At 53.8% G+C, this 24,320-nt stretch carries 25 protein-coding genes; 11 read left to right on the top strand and 14 right to left on the bottom strand.

The annotated features are described in order from the left end of the window. Positions 1-95 precede the first annotated feature (95 nt). The gene (gene sseA / locus HVZ52_RS06045; RefSeq protein WP_016154005.1) at positions 96-947 is read left to right on the top strand and encodes a 3-mercaptopyruvate sulfurtransferase; all 852 of its coding nucleotides are present in this window, start codon (positions 96-98) and stop codon (positions 945-947) included. Positions 948-1,168: 221 nt separating this feature from the next. Here sseA and sseB read toward each other — a convergent pair whose 3' ends face one another. The 11 genes from sseB to trmJ form a co-directional block, all read right to left on the bottom strand. Further along, positions 1,169-1,945 (bottom strand): enhanced serine sensitivity protein SseB, encoded by a 777-nt coding sequence (sseB, locus tag HVZ52_RS06040; RefSeq protein ID WP_016157136.1) that lies wholly within the window; start codon positions 1,943-1,945, stop codon positions 1,169-1,171. Positions 1,946-2,015: 70 nt separating this feature from the next. Beyond that, entirely contained in the window at positions 2,016-3,299 is a 1,284-nt protein-coding gene (gene pepB / locus HVZ52_RS06035) for an aminopeptidase PepB (protein ID WP_016157137.1), read from the bottom strand. 60 nt (positions 3,300-3,359) lie between these two features. Further along, entirely contained in the window at positions 3,360-3,560 is a 201-nt protein-coding gene (iscX, locus tag HVZ52_RS06030) for a Fe-S cluster assembly protein IscX (protein ID WP_003037694.1), read from the bottom strand. A gap of 11 nt (positions 3,561-3,571) precedes the next feature. Further along, positions 3,572-3,907 (bottom strand): ISC system 2Fe-2S type ferredoxin, encoded by a 336-nt coding sequence (fdx, locus tag HVZ52_RS06025; protein ID WP_003037690.1) that lies wholly within the window; start codon positions 3,905-3,907, stop codon positions 3,572-3,574. A gap of 1 nt (position 3,908) precedes the next feature. Continuing rightward, positions 3,909-5,759: a Fe-S protein assembly chaperone HscA gene (gene hscA, locus HVZ52_RS06020; protein WP_016157138.1), complete on the bottom strand. Its 1,851-nt coding sequence runs from the start codon at positions 5,757-5,759 to the stop codon at positions 3,909-3,911. 15 nt (positions 5,760-5,774) lie between these two features. Beyond that, the gene (gene hscB / locus HVZ52_RS06015; RefSeq protein ID WP_016154008.1) at positions 5,775-6,290 is read right to left on the bottom strand and encodes a co-chaperone HscB; all 516 of its coding nucleotides are present in this window, start codon (positions 6,288-6,290) and stop codon (positions 5,775-5,777) included. Positions 6,291-6,398: 108 nt separating this feature from the next. After that, complete coding sequence (iscA, locus tag HVZ52_RS06010; RefSeq protein WP_003835203.1) at positions 6,399-6,722, bottom strand: iron-sulfur cluster assembly protein IscA; 324 nt, start codon at positions 6,720-6,722, stop codon at positions 6,399-6,401. A gap of 20 nt (positions 6,723-6,742) precedes the next feature. Next, positions 6,743-7,129 carry a Fe-S cluster assembly scaffold IscU gene (gene iscU / locus HVZ52_RS06005; protein ID WP_002913991.1) on the bottom strand — a complete coding sequence of 129 codons (387 nt, stop codon included), beginning with the start codon at positions 7,127-7,129 and terminating at the stop codon, positions 6,743-6,745. A gap of 25 nt (positions 7,130-7,154) precedes the next feature. Beyond that, complete coding sequence (gene iscS, locus HVZ52_RS06000) at positions 7,155-8,369, bottom strand: cysteine desulfurase (protein WP_016154009.1); 1,215 nt, start codon at positions 8,367-8,369, stop codon at positions 7,155-7,157. Between the two features lie 167 nt (positions 8,370-8,536). Continuing rightward, positions 8,537-9,028: a Fe-S cluster assembly transcriptional regulator IscR gene (gene iscR, locus HVZ52_RS05995; RefSeq protein ID WP_005120405.1), complete on the bottom strand. Its 492-nt coding sequence runs from the start codon at positions 9,026-9,028 to the stop codon at positions 8,537-8,539. A 217-nt stretch (positions 9,029-9,245) separates the two neighbouring features. Continuing rightward, a complete protein-coding gene (gene trmJ / locus HVZ52_RS05990; protein ID WP_016157139.1) occupies positions 9,246-9,977 on the bottom strand; it encodes a tRNA (cytosine(32)/uridine(32)-2'-O)-methyltransferase TrmJ in 732 nt (243 codons plus the stop codon). A 118-nt stretch (positions 9,978-10,095) separates the two neighbouring features. On the opposite strand from trmJ, the gene suhB reads away from it, so the two are divergent. Next, a complete protein-coding gene (suhB, locus tag HVZ52_RS05985; protein ID WP_016157140.1) occupies positions 10,096-10,899 on the top strand; it encodes an inositol-1-monophosphatase in 804 nt (267 codons plus the stop codon). Positions 10,900-10,981: 82 nt separating this feature from the next. Here the strand turns inward: suhB and HVZ52_RS05980 are convergent, their stop codons facing one another. Both HVZ52_RS05980 and HVZ52_RS05975 read right to left on the bottom strand, forming a co-directional pair. After that, the gene (locus tag HVZ52_RS05980; RefSeq protein WP_181598997.1) at positions 10,982-11,962 is read right to left on the bottom strand and encodes a nickel/cobalt transporter; all 981 of its coding nucleotides are present in this window, start codon (positions 11,960-11,962) and stop codon (positions 10,982-10,984) included. After that, the gene (locus tag HVZ52_RS05975; protein ID WP_019077386.1) at positions 11,953-12,591 is read right to left on the bottom strand and encodes a DUF1007 family protein; all 639 of its coding nucleotides are present in this window, start codon (positions 12,589-12,591) and stop codon (positions 11,953-11,955) included. Before HVZ52_RS05975 ends, HVZ52_RS05980 begins: the two co-directional genes overlap by 10 nt. A 420-nt stretch (positions 12,592-13,011) precedes the next feature. On the opposite strand from HVZ52_RS05975, the gene HVZ52_RS05970 reads away from it, so the two are divergent. The 7 genes from HVZ52_RS05970 to csiE all read left to right on the top strand — a co-directional run bounded on the left by HVZ52_RS05970 (position 13,012) and on the right by csiE (position 21,321). Beyond that, positions 13,012-13,995 carry an autoinducer 2 ABC transporter substrate-binding protein gene (locus HVZ52_RS05970; RefSeq protein ID WP_003037665.1) on the top strand — a complete coding sequence of 328 codons (984 nt, stop codon included), beginning with the start codon at positions 13,012-13,014 and terminating at the stop codon, positions 13,993-13,995. Between the two features lie 103 nt (positions 13,996-14,098). Continuing rightward, positions 14,099-15,607, top strand: coding sequence for a sugar ABC transporter ATP-binding protein (locus HVZ52_RS05965; protein WP_016154014.1), 1,509 nt, complete (start codon positions 14,099-14,101; stop codon positions 15,605-15,607). Beyond that, positions 15,600-16,589: an ABC transporter permease gene (locus tag HVZ52_RS05960; RefSeq protein WP_008785467.1), complete on the top strand. Its 990-nt coding sequence runs from the start codon at positions 15,600-15,602 to the stop codon at positions 16,587-16,589. Before HVZ52_RS05965 ends, HVZ52_RS05960 begins: the two co-directional genes overlap by 8 nt. 1 nt (position 16,590) lies before the next feature. Further along, positions 16,591-17,544, top strand: coding sequence for an ABC transporter permease (locus HVZ52_RS05955; RefSeq protein ID WP_047416445.1), 954 nt, complete (start codon positions 16,591-16,593; stop codon positions 17,542-17,544). 17 nt (positions 17,545-17,561) lie between these two features. Then, positions 17,562-19,199: an FGGY-family carbohydrate kinase gene (locus HVZ52_RS05950; protein ID WP_181598996.1), complete on the top strand. Its 1,638-nt coding sequence runs from the start codon at positions 17,562-17,564 to the stop codon at positions 19,197-19,199. Further along, on the top strand, positions 19,196-19,795 hold the full coding sequence (locus HVZ52_RS05945) for an SIS domain-containing protein (RefSeq protein ID WP_181598995.1): 600 nt from the start codon (positions 19,196-19,198) through the stop codon (positions 19,793-19,795). The genes HVZ52_RS05950 and HVZ52_RS05945 overlap by 4 nt, the downstream gene beginning before the upstream one ends. A 248-nt stretch (positions 19,796-20,043) precedes the next feature. Next, on the top strand, positions 20,044-21,321 hold the full coding sequence (gene csiE, locus HVZ52_RS05940; protein ID WP_181598994.1) for a stationary phase inducible protein CsiE: 1,278 nt from the start codon (positions 20,044-20,046) through the stop codon (positions 21,319-21,321). Here the strand turns inward: csiE and HVZ52_RS05935 are convergent. Continuing rightward, a complete protein-coding gene (locus tag HVZ52_RS05935; protein ID WP_181598993.1) occupies positions 21,316-22,464 on the bottom strand; it encodes a 3-phenylpropionate MFS transporter in 1,149 nt (382 codons plus the stop codon). The two genes, csiE and HVZ52_RS05935, sit on opposite strands and share 6 nt — an antisense overlap. A gap of 488 nt (positions 22,465-22,952) precedes the next feature. Between HVZ52_RS05935 and HVZ52_RS05930 the strand changes: the two genes are divergently transcribed. Then, entirely contained in the window at positions 22,953-23,531 is a 579-nt protein-coding gene (locus HVZ52_RS05930) for a fimbrial protein (protein WP_049270012.1), read from the top strand. 76 nt (positions 23,532-23,607) lie between these two features. Beyond that, positions 23,608-24,300 carry a molecular chaperone gene (locus HVZ52_RS05925; RefSeq protein WP_049041542.1) on the top strand — a complete coding sequence of 231 codons (693 nt, stop codon included), beginning with the start codon at positions 23,608-23,610 and terminating at the stop codon, positions 24,298-24,300. Positions 24,301-24,320: the final 20 nt, after the last annotated feature.

The raw sequence follows: 24,320 nt of genomic DNA, 5'->3' as shown, positions 1-24,320 counted from the left end.
AATGTGGATTCGCCTGACAAATCAGCCTCTTTTACTTGTCGCATTGCCCTAAACATCCGACAATTTGCCAAAACCTGGTAAAAATGGAGATGCCTATGACCACCGCCTTTTTTGTCGCTGCCGATTGGCTTGCCGAACACATTGACGACCCGGAAATACAAATTCTTGATGCCCGGATGGCACCTCCAGGACAGGAAGATCGTGATGTTGGCGAGGAGTATCGTGCAGGCCATATTCCTGGCGCAGTCTTTTTTGATATTGAAGCGCTTTCCGACCATACGTCACCGCTACCGCATATGATGCCGCGACCGGAAGCCTTTGCCGTAGCGATGCGCGAATTGGGCGTTCATCAGGATAAACACCTGGTTGTCTACGATGATGGCAACCTGTTTTCCGCGCCACGCGCATGGTGGATGCTGCGGACATTTGGTGTCGAGAATGTCTCCATTCTGGCGGGCGGTCTGGCTGGCTGGCAGCGCGATGAGCTAATGCTCAAAGAAGGAAATGAGGATTTACCGGAAGGTGAATTTAACGTGGCATTTACACCTGAAGCGGTTGTGCGCGTTACCGACGTACTGCTGGCCAGTCATGAAAAAACGGCGCAGATCGTCGATGCCCGACCGGCTGCGCGTTTTAATGCCGAAGTTGACGAGCCGCGTCCGGGCCTCAAGCGTGGCCATGTGCCTGGTGCGCTTAACGTACCGTGGACAGAGCTGGTTCGTGACGGTGAACTGAAAACTACCGACGAACTAGATGCTATTTTCTTCAGCCACGGCGTAAGCTTTGACCGCCCCATTATCGCCAGCTGCGGCTCAGGCGTCACGGCGGCGGTGGTTGTGCTGGCGCTTGCCACGCTGGGCGTTTCTAACGTCGCATTGTATGACGGCGCATGGAGCGAATGGGGCGCGCGTAACGATTTACCGGTAGAACCGGCTGAGACTCAATAAAATCTGATTTACTCATCTTTTTCACCCACAAAAAAACCGCTCAATGAGCGGTTTTTTGTGCCAGTCCGGTTCGCGGCCTTTCCAGCAGGCTGTGCTGCTTTAGCAACGCAGGCTCATCGTAGCGAACTAATACTCCCTTTTGAGGGAGAAAAAGCCAACTGAGTTAGCGGCAAAATTATTCAGTGCGCGAGGTATTATCCTTCGTGGCGGCTTTCCTTCACTCAGATAATCCGGTTCTGTTTGAAATCGCGCAGGAAACCGCCCCAGCGGCGTTCGTAGAACGGTGCGATGTGCTCAGTGATAAAGTGACTCACGCCCTTCTCACCTTTCTTCACCTGGCAGATATCAATGGGTTCATCACCCGGCAACGTATCGGTCGCGACGCTACCCGCAGCATGGATGATCTCTTCAATATCACCTTCAGCTTCAATACCAATCAGCAGATTCGGCTGGGCTTCCGCACTTTCTTTGATTGAGCAGAGAAATGCGCGTTTTACCGGCTTAATGGTTTTAAACAGCGTGGTCAGTGAGTCAATCATCTGCGCCGGAGGTTCGGCGACTTCAGAAAGGATCAGCGATTCACCACCTTCCAGTACTTCCTGGGTGCTTAGCGGATTACCCTCTTCCCCCATCAGCAGGCTGATTTCACGCGGCATAAACTCTTTGCCGGTCGGCAGTTTAGCGTTGAGAAAGAGCGTTTCGCCAAGCGTCATTTCAAATAGCGTACGCACCGGCATAACGACAAATGCTTGCTCATCTTCAACCGCCTGTTGCAGGGCTTCCAGGGAGGTGAAGAACGGGATCACGGTCGTGCCGTCTTCTTTTTCCCAGTGTTGAAGGTCGAGGGCGCTGTCTTCTACTACCGCCTCGCCTTCTGCGGCAGTACCCGGCACCCAGACGGTGGATTCCAGTAATGTACGGAAAAATGCCGGACGATGCGCAGGCTCTGTCGCTGCTTGCTCCAGCAACGTTTCTAATTCATTTTTTGTTTCGGACATAAGTATCACAAATTGGATGAATACATGTAAGCCGGATAAGCGTAGCGCCATCCGGCAATACAGTCATGAATTATGCGGTCAGCAGATTCGCGATGGTGCGCACACCCAGACCGGTTGCGCCCGCAGACCACTGCTCAACCGGCGCTTTGCGATAGGTTGCAGAGCAATCGATGTGCAGCCAGCCTTGCTGGTAATTTTCCACGAAATGGGACAGGAAGCCCGCCGCGGTGCTGGCACCCGCTGGGTAGGCCGCACTGCCGGTATTGTTCAGCTCGGCAAAATTTGACGGCAGTTGGCTACGGTGGAACTCTGCCAATGGCAAACGCCAGAACGGCTCGTTTTCTTGCGCCGCACTTGCCAACAAACGCGCGGCCAGTTGGTCATCAAAGCTAAACAGCGCGTGGTAATCGTTGCCCAGTGCGGTTTTCGCCGCGCCGGTCAGCGTGGCAGCATCAATGATCAATTCAGGTTTTTGCGCGCTGGCATCGATCAGGCCATCGGCCAGTACCAGACGCCCTTCAGCATCGGTATTCATCACTTCAACTTTTTTACCGTTGCGATAGTGAATGATATCGCCAAGCTTAAAGGCGTTGCCGCTGATCAGGTTATCCGCGCAGCACAGATACAGCTTCACACGCTTGTTCAGGCCACGGGTGATGGCAAACGCCAGCGCGCCGGTGACCGTTGCCGCACCGCCCATATCGGACTTCATTGAGTCCATAAATGCGCTTTGCTTGATGCTGTATCCGCCGGAGTCAAAGGTAATTCCCTTGCCAACCAGGCAGGCATAAACTGGAGCTTCTTTGTCGCCAGTCGGGTTGTAATCCAGCGCCAGCAGCACCGGCGGACGTTCAGAGCCTCGACCCACGGTATGCAGCCCCATGTAGTTCTGCTCGCGCAGATCTTCACCTTTGGTGATACGGTACGAGACGTTGTCGCAGGCCACGCCGCACAGCAGGTCTACCGCGCGTTGCGCCAGCTGTTCCGGGCCCAGCTCTTCTGCAGGTGCGTTAATGGTATCGCGCACCCAGTCAATAATCTTCAGACGGTTATCCAGCTCTTTGCGCTGCGCCTCGTCCAGAGCGGCCCACTCAACTTTGCGGGTGCCTTTTGGTCCTTTGTAACCCTGCCAGAACGCCCAGCTACGTTCGGTATCCCAGCCTTCACCATCCAGTTGGACATGTTTAATACCCAGGCCGTCAATTTTACGCGCGGCGCGCTGGATAAGGCTGAGATCATCTTTTCCGTTCAGGTGCAGGGTAATACCGTCATTATTAATGCTGTATGTCGCCTTTTCACCCCAGCGAGCATCAGCGGGTTGCGTGGAAAGCGTAATTTTCATGGCTTCTGTCATTTTATTTATCCTTATTTCGCGCATACAGGAAAACGGGCCACCCGTGGGCAGCCCGTTGACTTATTCGGCTTCGTCCAGCCAGACCAGTAAAATGGCCTCAAGGATTTTTTCGTTCGATGCCTGTGGATCATCATCGAACTCTTCCAGGTCACAGATCCATTGATGCAGATCGGTGAAACGAACGGTCTTGGGATCGAGATCGGGGAACGCGTCGTACAGCGCCTCGCCGATTTCGCGGCTATCGGTCCACTTCAGTCCCATACTACCCTCTGTTAATGCTCACGTGCATGATTGATTGTGTAACGTGGGATTTCGACCACTAAATCGTCCTCGGTTACCCGTGCCTGACAGCTTAAACGGCTCTCCGGCTCCAGTCCCCAGGCTTTATCCAGCATGTCGTCTTCTTCTTCTGTGCTTTCCGGCAAAGAATCAAAACCTTCACGTACAATGCAGTGGCAGGTCGTGCAGGCACAGGATTTTTCACAGGCGTGTTCAATCTCGATACCGTTACGCAGGGCAACGTCGAGAATGGTTTCGCCGGTCTCAGCTTCCAGAACTGCGCCATCGGGACAGAGATCCTGATGAGGCAAAATAACAATCTTTGGCATATTAAACCTCGTCCACGGAATGGCCTTTCAGCGCGCTACGGACGGATTTGTCCATACGGCGAGCGGCGAATTCCTGGGTTTGTTTGTCTACGTTTTTAATGGCTTGTTCTATCGCGTCAACATCGTCACCCTGTGCTACCTCGCTCAAGTGCGCAGCAGCGGTGTCGATAGCCTGACGTTCTGCGGCGCTTAACAGCGCGGCATCAGCGTTCAGCGCACCGGATAAACTCTCCAGTACGCGTGCCGCTTCGACTTTCTGTTCTGCCAGCATACGAGCTTTAACGTCCTGCTCGGCAAAACTCATCGAATCCTGAATCATGGAGGCGATTTCACTGTCGGTCAGACCGTAGGACGGTTTGACCTGAATCGAGGACTCAACGCCGGTGGATTTCTCCATAGCGGTGACGCTCAGCAGCCCATCAGCATCGACCTGGAAGGTCACGCGGATATGCGCGCCGCCTGCCGGCAACGCCGGGATACCGCGCAGCGCAAAACGCGCCAGTGAACGACAGTCCTGCACCAACTCACGCTCGCCTTGCATCACGTGAATGGACATCGCGGTTTGGCCATCTTTAAACGTGGTGAAGTCCTGCGCACGCGCCACCGGGATAGTGGTGTTACGCGGGATCACTTTCTCCACCAGACCGCCCATGGTTTCCAGTCCCAGAGAAAGCGGGATAACGTCCAGCAGCAGCATTTCGCTGTCCGGTTTATTCCCGACCAGAATATCCGCCTGGATTGCCGCACCGATGGCGACCACTTTGTCCGGGTCGATAGAGGTCAGCGGCGTACGGCCAAAGAATTCACCGACGCGTTCACGTACCAGCGGCACGCGCGTTGAACCACCGACCATTACCACTTCCAGCACATCCTGCGGCTCAACGCCCGCATCTTTCAGCGCACGGCGGCAGGCCAGCAGCGTACGTTTAACCAGTGCGGAAATGAGTTCATTAAAGGTTTCACGGGTGATTTCACCCTGCCATCCTGCCACGTTAACCGTCACAGAATCGGCGTCGCTGAGTGCGATTTTCGCTGCAATCGCGGCATCCAGCAGTTCGCGCTGTACGCGGTTATCGCTGCGATCGGCAACGCCCGCCTGCTCGCGAATGTAATCGGCCAGCAGATGGTCAAAATCGTCGCCGCCGAGCGCGGAATCACCGCCGGTCGCCAGCACTTCAAACACGCCGCGACTCAGGCGCAGAATAGAAATATCAAAAGTACCGCCGCCAAGGTCATAGACCGCGATCACGCCTTCCTGACCGGAATCCAGGCCATAAGCGATCGCCGCAGCGGTCGGTTCGTTCAGCAGACGCAATACGTGCAGGCCCGCCAGACGCGCGGCGTCTTTCGTCCCCTGACGCTGTGCATCGTCAAAGTAAGCCGGAACGGTGATCACTACGCCATCCAGTTCGCCGGACAACGATTCGGTTGCCCGCGCGGCCAGCGCTTTCAGAATGTCAGCGGATACGCGCACCGGATTAAGCAAACCGGCAGCGGTTTCAATCATCGGCAGGCCGTTTTCGCTCGCCTGGAATGAATAAGGCAGATGTGGGTAACGCGCCTGGATATCCGCCAGAGAGCGGCCCATCATGCGTTTTACCGAGCTGACGGTGTTTGCCGTATCCAGCGCAGCATTGGCGCGGGCATCGTAACCGACCGAGTAGCCCTGCTGCTGATAGTGAACCACTGACGGCAACAGGTGGCGACCTTCATGATCTGCCAGCGTTTCGGCCTGGCCGCTGCGTACGGTCGCAACCAGGGAGTTGGTGGTGCCTAAATCGATACCGACCGCCAGACGACGCTGGTGCGGCGCGGCGCTCAGACCAGGCTCACTAATTTGTAATAAGGCCATTTTCGCTTCCGGAAATTAAAAATCGAGCAGTTTTTCTTCGAGTTGTTCTGCACTGCTTCGCAGTTTATCGAGAAAACGCAGCTTACGCACGGTATCTGCCGCTGCGTCCCACGTCTCGCTATCCAGCTGTTCCACCATCAGTTGATGGCGAACGTTGTACATTTCGCTGACGCGTTGCATAAACGCATCCAGCCGTTGATTGTCTTTTGCCTGTTCAATCTCGTCCAGCTCTTCGCGCAGCTCCAGTTGTTCCATCAGAAACGCGGTATCGCGCACCGTGTGCTGCTCGCTGCGGATATCAAAGCCGTGTAAAGACAACAAGTATTCGGCGCGCATCAAAGGATGACGCAGCGTTTGCCAGGCCTGGTTGATAGTGGCGGACTGCGAAACCGCAGCAAGTTGTTCCGCCTGAGAACCGCTGGCGAATTTATCAGGATGATACTGACGTTGCAGATCCTGAAAACGTAGGCTCAGCGCCTGAGTATCGAGCTGATAACGGGCCGGTAAGCCAAAGAGGGTGAAGTAGTCCATAACATTCTCAGGGCATCGATTCTCTGTTGTTCGATGAGGCAAAACCAGAGAGTCAGGTAAAACAAACCCCACGCGCAGGCGACCACGGTGGGGTTATCAGTAAGCGCGTTACACGTGGAAGCTTTCGCCGCATCCACATTCGTCTTTCACGTTCGGGTTAGTGAACTTAAACCCTTCGTTCAGACCTTCTTTGACGAAGTCTAACTGCGTACCGTCGAGGAATTGCAGGCTCTTACCGTCGATCACGACTTTTACGCCTTTGTCTTCAAACACGGTATCTTCAGCCGCCGGCTCGTCAACAAATTCCAGTACATAAGCCATACCTGAGCAGCCGGAGGTTCTCACGCCCAGACGCAGACCAAACCCTTTACCGCGGTTTGCCAGGAAGGTATTTACACGCGCTGCTGCACTGTCGCTTAAGGTAATCGACATAATAAAACCTCAACTCTTAATTATTTTGCTTCACGTTTGCTTTTGTAATCCGCAATCGCGGCTTTAATCGCGTCTTCAGCCAGAATAGAGCAGTGAATTTTCACTGGTGGCAGTTCAAGCTCGTCGGCGATATCGGTATTTTTGATCGCCTGTGCTTCGTCCAGAGATTTCCCTTTTACCCATTCGGTAACCAGAGAGCTGGAGGCAATAGCGGAACCGCAGCCGTAAGTCTTGAAACGCGCGTCTTCAATGATACCCTCATTGTTGACTTTGATCTGCAACTTCATCACGTCGCCACAGGCCGGTGCACCCACCATGCCGCTGCCCACGTTCTCGTCGCTGTTGTCAAAAGAGCCCACGTTACGTGGATTCTCGTAATGATCGATTACTTTTTCGCTATAAGCCATGATGAATTCTCCTTATCGGTACCGATTAGTGATGTGACCATTCAATACTGTTCAAATCCACGCCCTGTTTGAACATTTCCCACAGCGGGGAAAGGTCGCGCAGGCGGCCAATGGAGTTGCGAACCAGATTGATGGCGTAGTCAATCTCTTCTTCGGTAGTGAAACGACCTAAAGAGAAACGAATTGAGCTATGTGCCAGCTCGTCGGTCATCCCCAGCGCGCGCAGCACGTAGGATGGCTCCAGGCTTGCAGAGGTACATGCAGAACCGGAGGATACAGCCAGGTCTTTCAGCGCCATAATCAGCGACTCGCCTTCAACAAAGTTGAAGCTAACGTTGAGAATGTTCGGCGCGCCCTGCTCGAGGTCACCATTGAGGTACACCTCTTCCATATCTTTCACGCCGTTCCACAGACGGTTACGCAGAGTGCGCAGGCGCGCCATCTCGGTTTCCATCTCTTCTTTGGCGATACGGTAAGCTTCACCCATCCCAACGATTTGGTGCACAGGCAGCGTACCGGAACGCATACCGCGCTCGTGACCGCCGCCGTGCATCTGCGCTTCAATACGAATACGCGGTTTACGACGAACGTACAGCGCGCCGATACCTTTCGGACCATAGATTTTGTGGCCGGAGAAGGACATCAGGTCAACTTTCAGTTGGCTCAGATCGATAGGCAGTTTGCCCACGCTCTGGGTCGCATCAACGTGATAGATGATACCGCGGGCACGGCACATTTCGCCGATGGTTGCGATATCCTGTACCACGCCGATTTCGTTGTTAACGTGCATGATGGAGACCAGAATAGTGTCGTCACGCATTGCCGCTTCAAGTTCTTTCAGGTCGATAATGCCGTTACGCTGTGGGGCGAGGTAGGTCACTTCAAACCCTTCGCGCTCCAGCTGACGGCAGGTGTCCAGCACGGCTTTGTGTTCGGTTTTGCTGGTGATGATGTGCTTGCCTTTTTTCTGATAAAAGTTGGCTGCACCTTTAATCGCCAGGTTATCGGATTCAGTCGCACCGGAAGTAAAGACGATTTCACGCGGGTCAGCGCCCACGAGGTCGGCAATCTGGTTACGGGCGATATCTACCGCCTCTTCAGCCTGCCAGCCGAAACGGTGTGAACGAGACGCTGGGTTACCAAAGTTTCCGTCCAGGGTCAGACACTGCATCATTTTCTCGGCAACACGCGGGTCCACCGGCGTGGTTGCGGAGTAGTCGAGATAGATCGGTAATTTCATTGCTCTATAAACTCCGTACATCGCTTCAATGCAAGGAACCAGGCAACCGGCTGGATGTACGACCGAGTTAACGGGGCGTCTGGCACCCCGGCCTGATTCTGAAATACTTTTTACGCTTCATCTTTCTGGCTGCCTTAATGCAACCAGAAGATATTGCGTAATTTTTATTAGGCACGCAGTTTGACGTCGATAGCGTCTTGCGTGCGGGTGCTGCGTGGAGCGTCATGTGTGTGCTGGCGACCAGACACATCCAGGACTTCCTGATTATTCACCAGTTCGCCCAACGTAATGTTGTTGAGGAAACCGGTCAGACGATCGCTCAGATCGCGCCACAGCGCGTGAGTCAGGCATTTATCGCCGCCCTGACAACCGCCTTTGCCCTGGCAACGGGTCGCGTCTACAGACTCGTCAACAGCGCTAATCACTTCACCTACTGCGATGCTGCCGGCATCTTTACCCAGCAGATACCCGCCGCCTGGTCCACGTACGCTGGAAACCAGACCGTTTTTACGCAAACGGGAAAACAGCTGCTCCAGATATGACAGGGAAATTCCCTGACGTTCAGAAATATCAGCCAACGGTACCGGGCCCGTTTCGGAGTTGAGCGCAACGTCCAACATTGCGGTCACGGCATAACGCCCTTTTGATGTCAGTCTCATGTCTTACTTAGCCTCAAACTCGCCCCTGCCCGGGGTTTTTTATTGTAAAATGGGGGTATTGCATAGCAGGGGCAAGTCTGACATTCCCGACTAAATCAGTCAACTATTTACTTGACTAATTTAGTCAGGTATTTAACCTTCAGTGCCATTTTCACTTACCGGATGGCGCTTCGCTAATCCGGCCTGGAAATCGTGCAGCCATCCGGCATCAGGACGCTTACTTGCCTTTATTCTGCTGCTCTATAGAAGCTAAGATTCCGCGCAAAATGTTCAGCTCCTGGCTTTCAGGACGCGCACGAGTGAACAGACGGCGCAGCTTGTTCATCACCTGCCCCGGATGTCCTTCGCGGATAAACCCGGTCGACAGCAGCGTTTGTTCCAGATGACCGTAAAAACGCTCTAAATCATCGACCAGCGGATACTCAGCTTCTTCGTATTCTGCGGTCTTGTCGCTTTCCTGCGTTGCCAGCCAGGCCATGCGAACTTCATAAGAGATGACCTGCACCGCCATCGCCAGGTTGAGCGAGCTGTATTCCGGGTTCGCGGCAATGGCGACGTGATAATGGCACTTCTGCAGCTCTTCGTTGGTCAGGCCAACGCGTTCACGTCCAAACACCAGCGCCACCGGCGAGTTCGTTGCTTCAGAGACGCTTTTTAAACCGCATTCACGCGGATCCAGCATCGGCCACGGCAGCGTACGGGAGCGCGCGCTGGTACCCACCACCAGGCTGCAACCCGCCAGCGCTTCATCGAGAGTATCGACGATCTGCGCGCTGCCGATCACATCGCTGGCACCTGCCGCCAGGGCGATGGCCTGGGAGTCCGGTTTAACCAGTGGATTTACCAGCCACAGATTAGTTAAACCCATGGTTTTCATTGCGCGGGCCACAGAGCCCATGTTGCCAGTGTGAGAGGTTTCCACCAGCACGATTCGAATATTTTGCAGCATTGTATTTCTTCGGCTAAAGATTATTCGGGCATATTATCATAAAACGAAGACATATTCCGAACTCGCTGCTATACTCTGCGCCGTTTTCCCGTTCTTTAACATCCAGTGAGAGAGACCGATGCATCCGATGCTGACCATCGCCGTGCGCGCAGCGCGCAAGGCGGGTAATGTAATTGCCAAACACTACGAAACGCCAGACTCTGTAGAAACCAGCCAGAAAGGCAGCAATGATTTCGTGACTAACGTCGATAAAGCCGCCGAAGCGATTATTATCGAAACAATTCGCAAATCTTACCCACAGCACACCATCATCACCGAAGAAAGCGGTGAGCATGTTGGTGAAGATCAGGATGTTCAATGGGTTATCGATCCACTGGATGGCACTACCAACTTCGTAAAACGTCTGCCGCACTTCGCGGTTTCCATCGCAGTACGCATTAAAGGCCGTACTGAAGTCGCCGTTGTTTACGATCCAATGCGTAACGAACTGTTTACCGCAACCCGCGGCCAGGGCGCACAGCTGAACGGCTACCGTCTGCGTGGCAGCACTGCACGCGATCTGGACGGCACCATCATCGCCACCGGTTTCCCGTTCAAAGCGAAACAGCACGCCACGTCTTACATGAAAATTCTTGGCAAGATGTTTACCGAGTGCGCTGACTTCCGCCGCACAGGTTCTGCTGCGCTGGATCTGGCTTACGTTGCCGCTGCACGCGTTGACGGTTACTTCGAAATCGGTCTGAAACCATGGGATTTCGCCGCAGGTGAGCTGATTGCTCGTGAAGCAGGCGCACTGGTTTGCGACTTCACCGGCGGTCATAACTATATGGCGACTGGCAACATCGTTGCAGGTAATCCGCGCGTAGTGAAAGCCATGCTGGCTAACATGCGTGACGAACTGAGCGACGCGCTGAAGCGTTAATTCAGTACAGCCCGGTGGTGTCATGCTTACCGGGCCACGTGTTGATACAGGCCGGATAAGGCGTAGCGCCATCCGGCTTTGATTAAAACGGTCTAATCCCTCGCCCCACCGGCACCGCGCTCACCCACATCACTACCGCAGCAGCAATCAGCACCGCACCACCGGCTAATGCCAGCGTCGTCCAGCCAATCTGTCGCCACAGCACCGGCGCTTTATGTCCGCTAAGTCTCACCGCCAGCGAGCGGAAACTGTGTACCAGCAAAGCCAGTGACGTAATCGTCAAAGAGGTTCCTGCCGCCATCGCCAGCGCCGACGCCATGCCCCAGCTAAAAACGCCAACCACTTTGCTAAACAGTAAAACCATAATTGCCCCGGAGCATGGCCGCATTCCCATAGACAAAACGATCATCAGCCGGGCGCGCCAGTCATCACCGCTTTGCAGCTGTTCAGGATCAGGCAAATGCTGATGCCCACAGCCACATCCCTCGTGATGCACATGGTGCGGCGTGAAGGCGATAAATTTCGGGCGACGCAGTAACTGGCGCAATTTCTTCAGCGCACGGAGGCACAATAAAACGCCCAACACGCCAACCAGCGCATAACTCCCTTTCTCCAGCCAGAAACTACTCATATGTAGCTGTCGTGCAGGCAACTGCAAAATGGTGAGCACCACAACCACCAGCCCGATGGCGACCAGTCCCTGTAATAAAGATGAGGCCAGCGTCAGGCCAATACTCGACCTCAGCTTCGAGGGATGCGTTGCCAGCCAGGTGGTAATGACGACTTTTCCATGTCCTGGTCCCAACGCATGCAGCACACCATAAAGAAAACTAAACAGCAGCAGCGATCCCCCGGCCTGGGCCGGATTGGCGGCAACGGCTTTCAGCAAACCGCTCATCTGCTGGTTAACGTCGCGCTGCCAGACGACACTCTTCATCATCACCTGCGGCCAGGCCTGCCATAGCCACAGTATGCCGACTGCAGCCAGCAGTAAAAACACCGCCAGCGGCCATAGCGTGAGCCAGCGGCGTCTGGCGGCGCGTTGTTGATAAACTACGGACATTGCAGCGTCACCGTCTGTGCAAACTGTTTACCCAATTCCATATCCTCCGGCGGTGCGTCTTCTTTATCCAGCGACTGCGCAAAGCTCAGCATTTGTTCATTCGGCGTCGGCGTATGTACTGAAATACGGCATTGCTGACTTATGGCCTGCGCCAGCCAGGCATCGCTGTCTTTGTCATAGCTCATATCAACGTAGTAGGTGGGGTCGAAGGTTGAAATGGTATATTTTTGACCGCTCAGCGGCTGAGCTTCTGCCAGCGGCAACACGAACGTCAGCACTGCCTGATGTTCTTCACGCTCCATGCCATATTCCGTCGGCCTGTTTTTAAACTTTACCTTTTTCCCGTCGTGCCACACTTCGGTGAAATAGTGCTGCCCGAGGACGTTGGCCATCACTTCCGCCGCCAGTTTTTTCCAGATCTCATCACCAGGTTTGGCATTTCCCGCATCGTAAAGCAGATCTGCCGAGGTGATTTCATCCATCGTCCAGCGCATTTTTAGCGCGACGAACTGGTCATTCTCGCTCACTATCTCGGTTTTCAAATGGATAAAGCTGTGGGGATGCGCACCTGCGCCAAAGGACAGGATCGCGAGAAACAACGTCATAATGATACGTTTAACGCCTTGCATGAGTTCTCCACGAGAAAAATCTACACCGCCACAAATAATGATGCTGTGTTTGGCGAAAGTGTGCTGAGGATACCATTGAACGAAAAAATGTTGAGCCTCCTTTTCCGGTATCGATTCAGTTCTCAATTTCAACAATTTCTTCTTCAGCAACATCCTCCCAAATACCTTTTCGTCGCCACAACTTAAGTAAAATGATAACAATTTGTTAATTTATGGTTTCGTTTTAATGTTTCATTAACACTAAATTTAAATTCCTGAGTGTATTTCCGTGCAAATTTAACCATTATTTAACTATTAATTTTCCATAAAATTACAATAATGGGCATAGATCACATTCACCAAACTTGTGATTCATTCCCTCTTCCATTCGTTGTTAACTTCACGCCGTGACATGTCCTGCCCCCTACGAAAGGTACAACTATGAAATTCAAACTCGCATTACTCAGTGCAACCCTGGTTTCTGCATGCATGTTGTCCGGCACGTCCTTTGCGGCGGAAAAATATGAAATTGCTGTGGTTGCCAAAGTCACCGGGATTCCGTGGTTTAACCGGATGGAAACCGGTGTTAATGAAGCAGCAAAAAAACTGGATGTGAATGCTTACCAGACCGGGCCTTCCACGCCGGATCCGGCACAGCAGGTCAAAGTGATTGAAGATCTGATCGCCAAAAACGTCAACGCCATCATCGTGGTACCGAATGACGCCAAGGTCCTTGAGCCAGTACTGAAAAAAGCGCGCGATAAAGGCATTGTCGTTCTGACGCACGAATCCCCGGATGAGCAAATTGGCCAATGGGATATCGAAACCATCGATAGTGAAAAATACGCACAGGCCAACGTCGATGAGTTAGCAAAAAACATGGGCGGTAAAGGGGGTTACGCCATCTATGTCGGTTCACTGACGGTGCCGCTGCATAACGCGTGGGCAGATTATGCAATTAAGTACCAGAAAGAAAAATATCCGGAAATGTTTGAGGTCACTTCACGTCTGCCGGTCGCGGAAAGCATCGATAAATCCTACGCCACGACGCTGGACCTGATGAAAACCTATCCACAGATGAAGGGCATTATCGGTTTCGGCTCGCTGGGTCCAATCGGAGCGGGTCAGGCTGTGCAGAAAAAACGCGCCAAAGATAAAATCGCCGTCGTCGGGATCGCAATGCCAGCACAGGCTGCACCTTACCTGATGCGTGGTGATATCAAAAAAGCGCTGCTGTGGGATCCAAAAGACGCGGGCTACGCGCTGGTAACGGTTGCCGATCAGCTGTTGCAGGGCAAAGAAGTTAACGCCGACCTGAGTATCGATGGTTTAGGGAAAGCCGATATCGACACGGAGAAGAAAGTGATCCGCTTTAACAAGATCCTCGAAGTCACCAAAGACAACGCACAATCACTTGGTTTCTAAGGCTTTAGCCAACACCAGGGAACCTTAACGCCGGCCGTCTGGCCGGCGCTATCAACCAAACTAACACTCAGCGTCCATCCGGGCGCTCGCAGGGGTATTGTCCATGGCAGACACCACCGCATTTATCACTCTTGAGAATATCAGCAAACAATTCCCGGGCGTGCTGGCGCTGGATAACGTGAATCTGACGCTGAGAAAAGGCGAAGTTCACTGTCTGGCGGGTCAAAACGGCTGTGGTAAAAGTACCATTATTAAAGTGATCTCCGGAGTTTATCATCCGGAAAAAGGCGCGCAGATTTTACTCGATGGCAAATTGTTCCATCACCTGACGCCGCAGCTCTCTTCCCATTATGGCATTCAGGTTATTTATCAGGACCTGTCGTTGTTCCCTAACTTTAGCGTCGCGGAGAATATCGCGGTCAACCGCTATCTGCCCGGTGGCGATATCTGGGTACGTCGTGGCGCCATGAAGCAGCAGGCGCTGGCAGCCATGAAGCGCATCGGTGTGAACATCGATCCCGATAAAAAGGTTGAAAAACTCTCGATTGCCGACCGACAACTGGTCGCCATTTGCCGGGCGATTGCCGCCGATGCGCGTCTGGTGATTATGGACGAGCCCACCGCCTCACTAACCCGTCAGGAGGTTAATGGCCTGCTACGGGTCGTTAACGAACTAAAAGCTGCCGGAATTTGTGTAGTGTTTGTCAGCCACCGTCTGGATGAAGTGATGGAAGTGGCTGACCGCATCAGCGTGATGCGCGACGGCAAACTGGTGGGCACTTATCCTGCCAGCGAACTCGACAGCCACGAGCTGGCTTTCCTGATGACCGGACAACGCTTCCACTATAGCCCGCTGCCGGAAAGACCCGCTATTGAGCAAGAGCCCCTGCTGGAGCTGCGCAACCTCAGCCGCAGAGGCAAATACCAAAACATTAATCTGTCGCTGCACGGCGGCGAGATTGTCTCCATTGTGGGCCTGCTGGGCGCCGGACGCACCGAACTTTGTCTGAGCCTGTTTGGCATGACGCACCCAGAAAGCGGTGAGATTCGCATTAACGGCCAGCCGGTCACTCTTCGCAATAACCATGATGCCATCAAACATGGGATCGGCTACGTCTCAGAAGATCGCCTGACGCAGGGGCTGATCATGGAGCAGTCGATCTACGACAACACCATCGTCACAGTGTTTGATCAACTGCATACCGGCAGCGGCCTGCTCGATCATCGTAAAGCGCAAAAGCTGGTCGCCGACTTGATCCGCGAGCTGAATATCAAAGTGTCCGATCCACACCTGCCGGTTAAAACCCTTTCCGGCGGTAATGCCCAGCGTATCGCCATTGCCAAATGGGTGGCGACTAATCCCCGCATCCTAATCCTCGACTCCCCTACCGTAGGCGTAGATATCGCCAACAAAGAGGGTATTTACCAGATAGCCCGCGATCTGGCGGAACAGGGTATGGCGGTGCTGATGATTTGCGATGAAATCCCGGAAGCGTATTACAACAGCCACCGCGTGCTGGTGATGCGTCGCGGCAGGCTGGTGGCGGAATTTAATCCTCATCAGTGCCGTGAAGAGGAGATTGCTGAAGTGGTCGAGGTAATCAATGAATAAGATGCATCTCTCCCGTTTAATCGGGCAACATGAGTTTTGGCTGGGCCTGCTGGTTGTGGCCCTTGCCGTTGGGCTGAGCATCAGCACCGATGAGTTCTTGTCTTTGGGGAACCTGACGGATGTGGCTACCAGCTATGCGATTCTCGGCATCCTTGCCTGCGGGCTGTTTGTGGTACTGATTTCCGGCGGGATCGACATCTCATTTCCGGCGATGACCGCGATAGCCCAGTATGCGATGGCCAGTTGGGTTATTGGCCACGGCGGCAACTTCGCGCTGGCATTAATCATCGCGATTGCGGTGGGTCTGCTGCTGGGACTTATTAATGGCTTCCTGGTCTACTGGCTGCGCGTTCCGGCCATCATCATTACCATCGCCACGTTGAACGTTTACTACGGTCTGCTGGTGTACGCCACCAAAGGCACCTGGCTGTACGGCTTTCCGGACTGGTTTATGAACGGCATCAATTGGTTCTCGTTCACCGCGGCGGATGGCTACGACTACGGCTTGACACTGCCCCTGCTGTGCCTTGCGGCTGTGATCATCTTTACCGCCGTGCTGATGAACTATACCCGTCTTGGCCGTCAGGTTTACGCCATGGGCGGTAATCGTGATGCGGCCTCGCGTCTGGGACTGAATCTGCTGAAGCTGCATTTCTACGTGTATGGCTACATGGGCATTCTGGCAGGCGTTGCCGCCGTGGTTCAGGCGCAAATCACCCAGTCAGTTGCGCCCAATTCGCTGCTCGGCTTTGAGTTGACGGTGCTGGCGGCGGTCGTGCTCGGCGGAACCAGCATGAGCGGCGGACGCGGCACATTAACCGGAACCCTGCTCGGCGTGGTCCTGCTGGCCTTCTTACAAAATGGCCTGACGCTGCTCAGCGTCTCCTCTTACTGGCACACCGTGTTCAGCGGCGCCATTATCCTGGTCAGCATTAGCGCCACGGCCTGGAACGAAAAACGCAAACTGGCAAGGGAGCTTTGAGATGAAAACAATCGCCAGATTTTTACCCGGTGATGCCATCATTCGTCTGCAATGCGTCATTATTGTGGTCGTCGCCCTGGTCTTCTCGGCCCTGCTCGGCAGCCGTTTTTTCAGCGTCGCTAACTTCCAGTCGATTGGCTCGCAGCTTCCGATCCTTGGCATGCTGGCCCTCGGGATGGGTATGACCATGCTGACCGGCGGCATAAACCTGTCGATAATTGCAGGAGCGAATGCCTGCTCGCTGGTAATGGCGGCGATTATCGTCACCCATCCGGATAACCCGCTGTTTCTGGTGCTGGCGCTGATGGCAGGCGCTGCCGTGGCGGTCGCAATCGGTACGCTCAACGGCGCGCTGATTGCCTGGGTCGGGGTTTCGCCGATTCTCGCCACGCTCGGCACGATGACGCTTATCTCCGGGCTGAATATTCTGCTTTCCAATGGGACAGTGATTTCCGGTTTCCCGACCGCCATTCAATATCTTGGTAACGCCACGATTGCCGGTATTCCGGTAGCGCTGCTGCTCTTTTTCCTGGTGGCAATCCTGCTGTGGGTACTGCTGGAGCACACCACGCTTGGGCGCAGTCTGTATCTCGTGGGTTCCAATGAACAGGCTACCCGCTACAGCGGCGTAAATACCGTCCGGGTACAAATTTCCGTGTACGTGATTTCTGCCCTGCTCGGCTGGGTCGCCGCCATTCTGATGATGGCGAAATTCAACTCGGCAAAAGCCGGATACGGTGAGTCATACCTGCTGGTCACCATCCTTGCCTCCGTCCTCGGCGGCATCAACCCGGATGGCGGTTTCGGGCGCATTATCGGCCTGGTACTGGCGCTGATTGTGCTGCAAATGCTGGAAAGCGGCCTTAACTTGCTGGGGGTCAGCAGCTATCTGACGATGGCGCTGTGGGGCGCGGTGCTGATCCTCTTTATCGCATTACAGAATCGTAAAGCCTGATTTCAGGAGAAAAAATTATGGCAAGTTACTTTATTGGTGTGGATGTCGGAACCGGAAGCGCCCGTGCCGGCGTGTTTGATCTCAACGGCAGAATGGTCGGCCAAGCCAGTCGGGCTATCGAGATTTACCGCCCGCAGGCCGATTTTGTTGAGCAGTCTTCCGATAACATCTGGCAGGCGGTGTGTAACGCGGTTCGCGATGCGATTAACCAGTCAGATATCAACCCAATCCAGGTGAAAGGTCTGGGCTTTGACGCTACCTGCTCACTGGTGGTGCTGGATAAAGAAGGTAAACCGCTGACCATCAGCCCGTCCGGGCGCAGCGAACAGAACATCATTGTGTGGATGGATCACCGCGCCATTACCCAGGCTGAACGCATTAACGCCCTGCATCATCGGGTGCTGGACTACGTTGGCGGCATTATCTCCCCGGAAATGCAAACGCCCAAGCTGCTGTGGCTGAAGCAGCATATGCCCAATACCTGGGCCAATGCGGGTTACTACTTTGATCTGCCCGATTTCCTGACCTGGCGCGCAACAGGCGATGACACACGCTCATTGTGTTCGACAGTGTGTAAATGGACCTATATGGGCCATGAAGACAAATGGGATGCCAGCTACTTCCGCCAGATTGGTCTGGAAGACCTGCTGGAACATGATGCTGCCAAAATTGGTCGCTACGTGAAAACCATGGGCGAACCGCTCGGTCACGGGCTGTCCGCGCGCGCCGCCAGCGAAATGGGATTGATTCCGGGGACCGCGGTCAGCGTCTCGATAATCGATGCCCACGCCGGCACGCTCGGAACGCTCGGCGCAAGCGGAGTTTCCGGCGAGGTGGCGGATTTTGACCGTCGTGTCGCGCTAATTGGTGGCACCTCCACCGGACACATGGCGATCTCCAAAGAGCCGCGCTTTATCGGCGGCGTCTGGGGCCCTTACTACTCAGCCGTACTGCCGGAATATTGGCTCAATGAAGGCGGGCAGTCAGCAACCGGGGCGTTAATCGACCACGTTATTCAGTCGCATCCGTGTTACGAAACCCTGCTAACGCAGGCTAAGTCTCAGGGGCAAACCATTTATGAAGTGCTGAATGCGCTGCTGCGTAAAATGGCTGGTGAGCCGGAAGATATCGCCTTTTTGACCCGTGACATGCACATCCTGCCCTATTTCCACGGCAACCGCTCGCCGCGCGCTAACCCCACGCTCACGGGAGCAATCACCGGACTGAAGCTGTCCCGCACGCCGGAAGATATGGCGCTCCAGTACCTCGCAACCATCCAGGCCATTGCGCTGGGAACGCGCCATATCATTGAAACGATGAACCAAAGCGGCTACACCATCGATACGATCATGGCCAGCGGCGGCGGGACGAAAAATCCGATCTTCGTTCAGGAGCATGCCAACGCCACCGGTTGCGCCATGCTGCTGCCTGAAGAGAGCGAAGCCATGCTGCTGGGCGGCGCCATGATGGGGACTATCGCCGCAGGCGTGTTCGACACGTTCCCGGAAGCGATGTCGGCGATGAGCCGGATTGGTAAAACGGTCACCCCGCAGACCAATCGCATTAAGCAGTACTACGATCGCAAATATCGGGTATTCCACGAGATGTATCAGAATCATATGAAATACCGCCAACTGATGCAGGAGGACGCATGAGTAACTCCTGGTCTCAGGCCATCGGCGTATTTCAGCTCTATAGCGATGCCCTCGCAGGTCTGGGACAGCATCTGACTGAACCGGTCTGGCAGTCGCTAATGGCGGAGCTGCGCGGTTGCCATGGGAAAATCGTCGTCACTGGCGTCGGTACATCCGGTATTGCGGCGCGTAAAGTCGCGCACATGCTCGCCTGCGTGGAACGTCCGGCGATTTACCTCAACGCGACGGATGCGGCGCATGGCGATCTCGGTTTTTTACGCGCCGACGACCTGGTCATTATGCTATCACGCGGGGGAAATTCGGATGAACTCACCCGACTGCTGCCCGGACTGGCTGCGAGAAATGTGCCCATCCTGAGCGTGACTGAAAACGCCGACTCAGCCATTGCTAAAGCGTCGAGGCTGGTGATTTCCACCGGCGTCCAGCGTGAGGCCGACCCGTTGAACATGTTGGCCACCACCTCAATTTTACTGGTCCTGGCTATCTTTGACGCCGCCTGCGCCTGTCTGATGAGCGAAAGCGGTTACTCAAAAGAGACGCTATTGTCTGTACATCCTGGCGGTGATGTGGGATTAACGCTGAGCCGCAAGCAGTAACACCAGACCGCGCATTTCCACTCGTCTTCTCAACCCGTCACCCTCAGGCGGGTTTTTTTTATGTCTCAATAGAAGATAAAACAGTGAAAAAGCCAGTTAACGCGCTGCGTTCCACTCCTGCTATCTGTTCCGCACGTTAAAAATTCTGTGACGCTCTCCAGCATTCCTGGTGGAAAGCATTCCATTCTCCAAATCTATGAGCAAACTTTAGCTATTCTTATCAAACATACTTACGGGAGATCCTACAGATGATGTCAACGCTTGCCCCACCATCTGTACTTTCCGCTCCCCAGCGCCGTTGCCAGGTGCTGCTGACGCTTTTCCTGCCAGGGCAAATCGCTACAGCTCAAACCTTCAGTCGCCTCAATGGCGTTGATGATGCCATTGTTGAGGAAGATATTATTGGCGCAGGACTCGAAATCCAGCGCTATCACCGACTCGCGATTACCACCGCGCTGAATGGCGGCTATACGATCGAAGGGACCCCGCTAAATCAGCGCCTGTGTCTGTTGCAGTGGCTGCGCCGCGGTCTGCGGATCTGCCCGACTTTTATCGCCCAGCATTTCACACCCACATTAAAAATGGCGCTGAAACAACAAGGTATCGCGCGTACGCTGTATGATGACACCAATCTGCATGCGCTCATTAATCTGTGCTCCCGGCGCTTGCAGAAGCCGTTTGAGTACCATGACATCCAGTTCCTGCGCCTGTATTTACAGTATTGTCTGCTACAGCATCACGCGGGAGTCACCCCGGAATTTAATCCGCACCAGCAACGCTGGGCGCAATCCTGCGCAGAGTATCCGCTCGCGGAGGAAATTGGCCGCCACTGGCAGCGCCACGTCATGCAGAGTGCGCCGCCGGGCGAATCGCTGTTTATGGCGTTGCTGTTCTCAATGCTCCGTATCCCCGACCCAGTGCGCGATAACCACCAGCAGGATCGTCGCCTGCGTCTTGCTATTGCACGGCTGGTGCTGCGTTTTCGCGAGTATGGCAATGTGCGCTTCAGCGATGAGCAAGGACTGAACGATCAGCTGTATATTCACCTTGCCCAGGCGCTTAACCGCAGCGTGTTTGCCATTGGCATTGATAACACGCTGCCGGAGGAGTTCAGCCGACTTTATCCCCGTCTGGTTCGTACTACCCGCGAGGCGATACATGGCTTCGAAGCGGAGTACGATGTACAGTTTTCAGAAGAAGAGATCGGGCTGGTCGCCGTTATTTTCGGTGCCTGGCTGATGCAGGAGAAGGATTTGCACGAGAAGCAGATTATCCTGCTGACCGGCAACAATGAACAACTTGAAGCGCATATTGAGCAACAGCTGCGCGAACTGACGCTGCTGCCGCTCAACGTAAAACATATGCCGATGCAGGACTTTCAAAAACAGGGTACGCCGCGCGGAGTCACGTTGATTATTACGCCGTATACCACGCCGCTGCCGCTGTTTTCACCGCCGTTGATTCATGCGGATCTGGCACTTACGCCGCATCAGCAGCAGCAGATCCGCAAAATCCTCGAATCATAACGTTGCAGGCTGCGCCACCACCTTCGGGCGCAGAAAGATTGCCGGTAGCGCCACCAGCGCCATCACCCAGAATACACCGTTGCCCAGATTCTGGTACAGGTAGCCTGCGAATACGGTCATGATGGCGATGCTGCCGCCCATCGCCACCGCAGAATACACCGCCTGCAAACGTATCACTTCGCTGCCCAGGCGCGTCGCGATATAGCGCATTGCCGCCAGGTGGCAGACGGTAAAGGTTCCGCAATGGAGGATTTGCACCACAATCAGCCACGGTAGCTCAGTGCTCCAGCCCATCAACCCCCAACGTGCCACGCCGCAAACAGCGGAAAGCAGCAGCAAATCGCGCGCGCTAAAGCGGCGGAACAGCTTGTGACTGAGCGCAAAAATAATCACTTCCGCCACCACGCCTAATGACCACAAATAGCCCACCGCCGAAGCGGAATATCCGGCAGACTGCCAGTAGATGGCGCTGAACCCGTAATAAGCGGCATGCGCACCTTGCAACAGACTCACACAGGCCAGAAAACGCCAGCTTTGGGTTATCAACGCACGCCAGGCGGGCCATCCCGCGCTCTCCTGCTGACGGTTTTCCCCTGCTGGCTGCACGCTCGGGCGGATCATCATCCCCAATAGCATCGACGCGACGCCAAGCGACAGCAGGACCAGGATCACCCGATAGTCAAACAGGCTCACCAGCTTGCCAGTCAGCGCGGAGCCAATCACAAAGGCAACGGATCCCCACAGTCTTACCCGACCGTAGTCCATGGTTATCTGTTTTTGCCAGGTGTTGGCCAGCGCGTCGGTCAATGGCACCAGCGGCGAGAAAAACAGGTTAAAGCCGACCATCACCACCATCAGCCACGCCACGTTGGTGCCCGCCCAGAAGGCCAGCGCAAACACCAGCGTCAACAGCGCCAGAATACGTAAAGCGGAGATCAGACGAGAGGGATCGCTTACGCGCGGCGCAATCAGCAAACTGCCGAGAAAACGGGCAATCAGCCCCGCGCCCAGCAGTAAACCGATGGTTTCCGGCGTCAGCCCCAGCCCTTCGAGCCAGACGCTCCAGAAAGGCAGAAAAATACCGTAGCTAAAGAAGTAGGTGAAATAACCGAGCGCCAGCCAGCGCGTGGAATGCAAAGCCATGGGTCCTCCCGTTTTAGAAGCCCTAGTCTAATGACACAAGCCGCATTCTGAAGAGTACTACTGTTCACATTTACCAGATAATTGTGACAAACATCACTTTTAACCAACACTGTTGGCTATCCGAATCCACAATCATTTACACCTGTACAATTTTACAGCAGAAGATGTAATGGGATGAGTAAACAGGAATGCAAGGAAGGGAAAAATTAGCTAAAAAACACGCAACTAAATATCAAGGGCTTAATATCATCACGAGTATAATACTTAGCAAAAACATTCGTTATTATAATATTTCACCCCTCACTAATTTAATATTATTTAATACAATGACAGTTAATTTTCTTATTTTTAATAAATATAATCTGAAAACATCACGCCTTAACTTGCTTATGCACGAATATCGAATACCATCGCCCCGCAATTAATTTTAACCTGTATGTTTTCATAAATTTAATTGTCAATAGGTTTATCGGATAAGAGGGAATTTAATGAACAAAATTACAAAATCTATAGCAGTTAGCCTGATAGCACTTTCTGCGGGAAGCGCATGGGCGACAGATGGCACCATTGAATTTACGGGTGAAATTCTAACCAGCACCTGTGAGTTTTCTAATGGCGACGTCATCAAGGTGGAACTGGGTCACTACGCCGCCGCGCAGTTTAAAGAAATTGGCGACCGCTCCCCGGCGATTCCGGTTGATATTCCGTTAAAAAATTGCCCAACCACCACGTGGAAACACGTTGATGGTACAACGGACAACTCGTTCCAGCTGTGGCTGGAAACGCGCACAGGCAGCACCGTGACTGCGCCCGATCACGACGCTCTGGTCGCCGTTAGCGGCCTGGATACCGCCGCAACAGGCGTGGGTATCCGTATCGACAGAGCCAGCGACGGCAAGCAAATGTCACTGAATAAGCTCACCACGCCGAAAGTTAGTTTTACCCCGGACGCCAATGGCACCACTACCGTAGGGCTGCAAGCCTATTACGTCTCCACCGTTGATTCATCACTGATCACCCCTGGGGAAGCCAACGCCAACGTGGATGTCACCATAGACTACCGCTAATTCCCGTACGTCGTCTCTTTTCTTCCAGCAAGGACGGAAAGAGACGTTTTCTGACGTCTGGTTAAGGATGACTGTGATGAAAAAACACACTATTCTCGTATTATCGATGCTGCTTGGCGGCTGGGTCAGCCAGTGCCTCGCGGGTGGAATTGTGCTAGAGAGAACTCGCGTCATCTACGATGCCGGGAAAAAAGAGGCCGCCCTGCCGGTGGCTAACCGCAGCGAAAACCTGCCCTATTTATTACAGTCGTGGGTCGATAATGCGCAAGGAACGGCGCGTGGTCCTTTTATTATTACGCCACCGCTATTTCGTCTGGATTCGGGCAGCGATTCATCACTACGAATAATTAAATCATCTGAAAACATCATTAATAACAAAGAATCACTTTTCTTTATTAACGTCCGCGCGATCCCGGCAAAAAGCCAGTCTGCCGACAGCGATAATAATATGCTGACCCTGGTATTTAAAACGCGTATCAAACTGTTCTATCGGCCAGCCAATTTAACGGGTAAACCTTACGATGCCTATAAATCTCTCCAATATAAATATAGCAATAATAAGTTAGACATCTATAACCCATCGGCTTATCACGTCGTCTTTGCCGGTATTGCGCTCGGGAAAACCGATCTCACCAGTAAAATCGACTATATCGCTCCCGGCGAGCATAAACAGATCGAGGTTCCCGCTTCTGCAGGGAAAACGGTGCAGTGGGCAGCCATTAACGACTACGGCGGGGCCACCAAAACGGAAACCCGAACGCTGCAATAGCCGTACCCCATGTTGACCAT

The organism is Citrobacter sp. RHB36-C18, from assembly GCF_013814485.1.
Lineage (GTDB): Bacteria > Pseudomonadota > Gammaproteobacteria > Enterobacterales > Enterobacteriaceae > Citrobacter > Citrobacter braakii.
Note: the sequence above shows the minus strand (reverse complement) of the source record. Positions and strands in the feature narration are given on the sequence as shown.

Excerpts from the sequence above, each read along its gene's own strand:
- suhB (WP_016157140.1), top strand. The coding sequence starts at position 10,096 with ATGCATCCGATGCTGACCATCGCCGTGCGCGCAGCGCGCAAGGCGGGT.
- csiE (WP_181598994.1), top strand. The coding sequence starts at position 20,044 with ATGATGTCAACGCTTGCCCCACCATCTGTACTTTCCGCTCCCCAGCGC.
- HVZ52_RS05925 (WP_049041542.1), top strand. The coding sequence starts at position 23,608 with ATGAAAAAACACACTATTCTCGTATTATCGATGCTGCTTGGCGGCTGG.
- iscX (WP_003037694.1), bottom strand. The coding sequence starts at position 3,560 with ATGGGACTGAAGTGGACCGATAGCCGCGAAATCGGCGAGGCGCTGTAC.
- hscA (WP_016157138.1), bottom strand. The coding sequence starts at position 5,759 with ATGGCCTTATTACAAATTAGTGAGCCTGGTCTGAGCGCCGCGCCGCAC.
- iscA (WP_003835203.1), bottom strand. The coding sequence starts at position 6,722 with ATGTCGATTACCTTAAGCGACAGTGCAGCAGCGCGTGTAAATACCTTC.
- hscB (WP_016154008.1), bottom strand. The coding sequence starts at position 6,290 with ATGGACTACTTCACCCTCTTTGGCTTACCGGCCCGTTATCAGCTCGAT.
- trmJ (WP_016157139.1), bottom strand. The coding sequence starts at position 9,977 with ATGCTGCAAAATATTCGAATCGTGCTGGTGGAAACCTCTCACACTGGC.
- HVZ52_RS05930 (WP_049270012.1), top strand. The coding sequence starts at position 22,953 with ATGAACAAAATTACAAAATCTATAGCAGTTAGCCTGATAGCACTTTCT.
- iscS (WP_016154009.1), bottom strand. The coding sequence starts at position 8,369 with ATGAAATTACCGATCTATCTCGACTACTCCGCAACCACGCCGGTGGAC.
- HVZ52_RS05945 (WP_181598995.1), top strand. The coding sequence starts at position 19,196 with ATGAGTAACTCCTGGTCTCAGGCCATCGGCGTATTTCAGCTCTATAGC.
- HVZ52_RS05975 (WP_019077386.1), bottom strand. The coding sequence starts at position 12,591 with ATGCAAGGCGTTAAACGTATCATTATGACGTTGTTTCTCGCGATCCTG.
- HVZ52_RS05965 (WP_016154014.1), top strand. The coding sequence starts at position 14,099 with ATGGCAGACACCACCGCATTTATCACTCTTGAGAATATCAGCAAACAA.
- sseA (WP_016154005.1), top strand. The coding sequence starts at position 96 with ATGACCACCGCCTTTTTTGTCGCTGCCGATTGGCTTGCCGAACACATT.
- HVZ52_RS05935 (WP_181598993.1), bottom strand. The coding sequence starts at position 22,464 with ATGGCTTTGCATTCCACGCGCTGGCTGGCGCTCGGTTATTTCACCTAC.
- HVZ52_RS05950 (WP_181598996.1), top strand. The coding sequence starts at position 17,562 with ATGGCAAGTTACTTTATTGGTGTGGATGTCGGAACCGGAAGCGCCCGT.
- fdx (WP_003037690.1), bottom strand. The coding sequence starts at position 3,907 with ATGCCAAAGATTGTTATTTTGCCTCATCAGGATCTCTGTCCCGATGGC.
- HVZ52_RS05960 (WP_008785467.1), top strand. The coding sequence starts at position 15,600 with ATGAATAAGATGCATCTCTCCCGTTTAATCGGGCAACATGAGTTTTGG.
- HVZ52_RS05955 (WP_047416445.1), top strand. The coding sequence starts at position 16,591 with ATGAAAACAATCGCCAGATTTTTACCCGGTGATGCCATCATTCGTCTG.
- pepB (WP_016157137.1), bottom strand. The coding sequence starts at position 3,299 with ATGACAGAAGCCATGAAAATTACGCTTTCCACGCAACCCGCTGATGCT.
- sseB (WP_016157136.1), bottom strand. The coding sequence starts at position 1,945 with ATGTCCGAAACAAAAAATGAATTAGAAACGTTGCTGGAGCAAGCAGCG.
- iscR (WP_005120405.1), bottom strand. The coding sequence starts at position 9,028 with ATGAGACTGACATCAAAAGGGCGTTATGCCGTGACCGCAATGTTGGAC.
- HVZ52_RS05980 (WP_181598997.1), bottom strand. The coding sequence starts at position 11,962 with ATGTCCGTAGTTTATCAACAACGCGCCGCCAGACGCCGCTGGCTCACG.
- iscU (WP_002913991.1), bottom strand. The coding sequence starts at position 7,129 with ATGGCTTATAGCGAAAAAGTAATCGATCATTACGAGAATCCACGTAAC.
- HVZ52_RS05970 (WP_003037665.1), top strand. The coding sequence starts at position 13,012 with ATGAAATTCAAACTCGCATTACTCAGTGCAACCCTGGTTTCTGCATGC.